At 61.5% G+C, this 3,562-nt stretch carries 5 protein-coding genes; all 5 read left to right on the top strand.

Translation table 11 applies throughout. The features are described 5' to 3' along the window. The first annotated feature begins 118 nt into the window (after window positions 1-118). Window positions 119-688 carry an S-(hydroxymethyl)glutathione synthase gene (gene gfa, locus EOA24_RS31095; protein ID WP_126060495.1) on the top strand — a complete coding sequence of 190 codons (570 nt, stop codon included), beginning with the start codon at window positions 119-121 and terminating at the stop codon, window positions 686-688. Between the two features lie 110 nt (window positions 689-798). Further along, window positions 799-1,548, top strand: a complete 750-nt coding sequence (locus tag EOA24_RS31090) for a hypothetical protein (RefSeq protein ID WP_127410446.1) — start codon at window positions 799-801, stop codon at window positions 1,546-1,548. 31 nt (window positions 1,549-1,579) lie between these two features. Then, window positions 1,580-2,035 carry a YaiI/YqxD family protein gene (locus EOA24_RS31085; protein WP_126082373.1) on the top strand — a complete coding sequence of 152 codons (456 nt, stop codon included), beginning with the start codon at window positions 1,580-1,582 and terminating at the stop codon, window positions 2,033-2,035. A 25-nt stretch (window positions 2,036-2,060) separates the two neighbouring features. After that, a complete protein-coding gene (locus EOA24_RS31080) occupies window positions 2,061-2,732 on the top strand; it encodes a DUF1345 domain-containing protein (RefSeq protein WP_126082372.1) in 672 nt (223 codons plus the stop codon). A 97-nt stretch (window positions 2,733-2,829) separates the two neighbouring features. Next, on the top strand, window positions 2,830-3,562 hold a 733-nt coding region (locus tag EOA24_RS31075), incomplete at its 3' end, for a cytochrome b/b6 domain-containing protein (protein ID WP_133374694.1).

Genomic DNA, 3,562 nt, shown 5'->3' with positions numbered 1-3,562 from the left:
GTTTTGACCTCATGCATGAGGGCAAGTCGATCCGCAGCGTCGTGGTTTACTGAGGAAAGCCACCAGGCCGCAGGCCGGAACGCCGGCGACCTCTGTGGTAAAACATGGGAGGAATGGAATGGCCGAGAAACTGCATCCGAAGATTGACAATGGCTTGCCGAAGGAAAGCGCATCCTTCTCCGGCGGCACGCTGGTCTGCCTCTGCACGAGCAACCCTGTGAAGGTGAAGGTCAAGGGCCAGATCGCTCACGACCACGCCTGCGGCTGCACCAAATGCTGGAAGCCGGAAGGCGCCATATTCTCGGTCGTGGCCGTCGCCGGTACCGGCGACGTCACCGTCACCGAGAATGGAGACAAGCTGAAGGTGGTCGATCCTTCGGCGCTGATCCAGCGCCACGCCTGCACCGGCTGCGGCGTCCACATGCATGGCCCGGTCGAGCGCGACCATCCCTTCAAGGGCCTGTCCTTCATCCATCCGGAACGCTTCGAGGAGGACGGCTGGTCGCCGCCGGGCTTCGCCGCCTTCGTCTCCTCGATCATCGAATCCGGCGTCGACCCCAGCCGCATGGACGGTATCCGCGCGCAACTGAGATCGATTGGGCTCGAGCCCTATGACTGCCTCAACCCCGGCCTGATGGACTATATGGCCACCTGGACGGCGAAGAAGTCCGGCGCGCTGCCGGCCTGAGCCCAGTCGGTCCGGTGACGACCGGGCGCTCCTGCGTGAAATGCTTCATGGAAATTGCCAATGGGCGATCGAAAGATCGCCCATTGGTCGACGTTCGCCCGGAGGGACAAATGCTGGCAACAGCCATCGCAGCGGCCGTGCTCTTGATCGGGATAGTTCTCGCCTATGGCATCAAACGGTTTTCCCTTGGCGACAGTGTAACCCTGATCGCTCTCATGATCATTCCGTTGCTCGCTTATGGGGTAGTGTCCGGCGATATCAGCGAGTTCACCGGGCCGGGTGGCTGGGGCGCGAAATTCCGCGAGGAAGCCAAGAAGACAATCGACCCGATACCGATCAGTTCTTCCATTGTCGAAGGCGAGTTCGTCGCCAAGGGCGACTTCGTCCAGCTTGAGAATGTCGATCGCAATTTGGCGCCGGGAAAGCCGGTGAGCATGACTTTGCAGCTTGGCCGTGGCGACTATTATCAGGCGCCCGTCATTGCAGAGTATATCCGTGTCCTATCGCAACATGATCCCGACATGTCGGTAGTGGTCATCGACCCTGCCGGAAAGTATGTCGCCTCAGCCAAGGGCAGCGTCGTGCTGGCGCAGCTGACCGATAACAGGAACTCTGAGCAGATCAGCCGTCTGATGGCTGCCCTGCGGGGGTCCGATCCGGCGGCGATTCGGACGGTCGGCGGCTTCTCCGACAAATCCATCGCCGACACGGCCAGCAACGTCGACGCCTTGCAGAAAATGCAAAGCGAGAATACAGCCAGACTCGTGGCCATCACCGCCGCCGGGGTGCCGGAGGGCATCGTGCTGCGTGACATGATCGTCACTCGGTTGCTGGTGGAACTGGCGCCGGAAGACAAATAGCCGCCAGGAGTCGCCGATCGCTCGGGAAATCATGATCTACGTCGATGCCGACGCCTGCCCGGTCAAGGCCGAGGTCGAGAAGGTCGCCGAGCGTCATGGGGTTGTCGTCACCTATGTCTCCAATGGCGGCCTGCGCCCATCGCGCGATCCGATGATCCGCAATGTCGTCGTCTCCAAAGGCGCCGATGCCGCGGACGACTGGATCGTCGAGAACGCCAGGGAGAACGACATCGTGGTGACGGCCGACATTCCGCTTGCCGCGCGCACGGTGGCGCTCGGCGCGCATGTGCTGGGGCCGACCGGACGCCCGTTCACCCCGGAAACCATCGGCATGGCGGTGGCGATGCGCGATCTGAAGCAGCATCTGCGCGAGACCGGCGAAAGCCGCGGCTTCAATGCCTCCTTCACGCAAAAGGACAGGTCGCAGTTTCTAGGCGAGCTCGACCGCATCTTGCGGCGCGCGCTCAAATCCGTCACACCGGATTGATCCAACGTCTTCAGGGACCCGACCCATGGGTGAAGACCTCAAGACGCCGATGCATCGCCACATGCAGTTCGCACTGGCCTTTGCGATCGGCATCGTCGCCCTACTGGTGGCTCTTCTGCTCAAGGCACCGCTCCCCTACTCCATCGGCGCCAATGTGTTCTTCGTGAGCTATATCGCCATGGTGCTGGCGCTGATGCCGAGCCTCACCGGCCGCTATCTCAGCAGGAACGCGCGCGCGACGGACATGCCCGTGCTGCTTATCTTCGCCGTCACGTTCTTCGTCGTCGTTGCGGCCATCGTCTCGCTGTTTCTTTTGATCAATCAGAAAGATGCGGCGCACCCTTGGCAGCTTGCCTTCGCCATGCTGTCGATCCCGCTCGGCTGGTTCACCATCCACGCCATGGCGTCGCTTCACTATGCGCATGTCTATTGGAAGGATGGAGGCGAGATCGATCAGAAAACCCAGAAGAAAATGCCGGTCGGCGGCCTCGATTTTCCCGGCGGCAAAAGACCAGAAGGTTGGGACTTCCTCTATTTCGCGACGGTCATCGGCATGACGGCGCAGACGGCGGACACGGCCATAACCACCTCGCAAATGCGCCTTGTCGTGCTTGTCCACTCGATCCTGAGCTTTTTCTTCAACACGGTGATCGTTGCCGCGGCGGTCAATCTCGCGGTCACCCTGGGCTCTCCGTAATAAATCCGTGATCGCATGAAACATTGCCTTGTGCGGCGACGTATTGAGGGAAGACAAGGACCTGAGAAGCCGCCTGCCTGAGGCGGCCGGAGGCAAGATGGACGCTGTTGCCAACAACCAATCCACCCCCAAGGTGGACGAAGTGGACACCACCCTCATCTACCGGCAGTCGCGCTGGACGCGGTTGACCCATTGGCTGTGGGCTTTCTCGCTGTTCTTCATGCTGCTTTCCGGCCTGCAGATCTTCAACGCGCGGCCGCAGCTTTATCTCGGCAAGCAGTCCGGTTTCGAGTTCAACAACACCATTCTCGAGATCGGCGCCGAAAACACCGCCAACGGTCCGCGCGGTTTCACCGCGATCCTCGGCCACCGCTTCGACACTACCGGCGTGCTCGGCTGGTCGGGTCCGCCCGGACAGGAAACGCCCCGCGCCTTTCCGGCCTGGGCGACCATTCCCTCCTATTACGACCTTGGCACCGCCCGCGTCGTGCATTTCTTCTTCGCCTGGATCCTAACCACGACGCTGCTCGTCTGGCTGATCGCCGGCCTGGTCAACGGCCACATCCGCCGAGACCTCGCCCCTCGCCTCTCGGATATGCGCAAGCTGCCGCGCGACATCGTCGACCACGCGAAGCTGAAATTCCACCACACCCGTGAGTACAACACCCTGCAGAAGATGGCTTATGGCGGCGTGCTGTTCGTGGCTCTGCCGTTGATGATCGTGACCGGGCTCGCCATGTCGCCAAGCATGGATTCGGTGCTGCCATGGCTCAACGAAATCCTTGGCGGCCGACAGACGGCGCGCACCATCCATTTCGCCGTCATGGTGC

Source organism: Mesorhizobium sp. M2A.F.Ca.ET.039.01.1.1, assembly GCF_003998035.1.
Lineage (GTDB): Bacteria > Pseudomonadota > Alphaproteobacteria > Rhizobiales > Rhizobiaceae > Mesorhizobium.
This window is presented reverse-complemented; position numbering and strand designations above follow the sequence as displayed.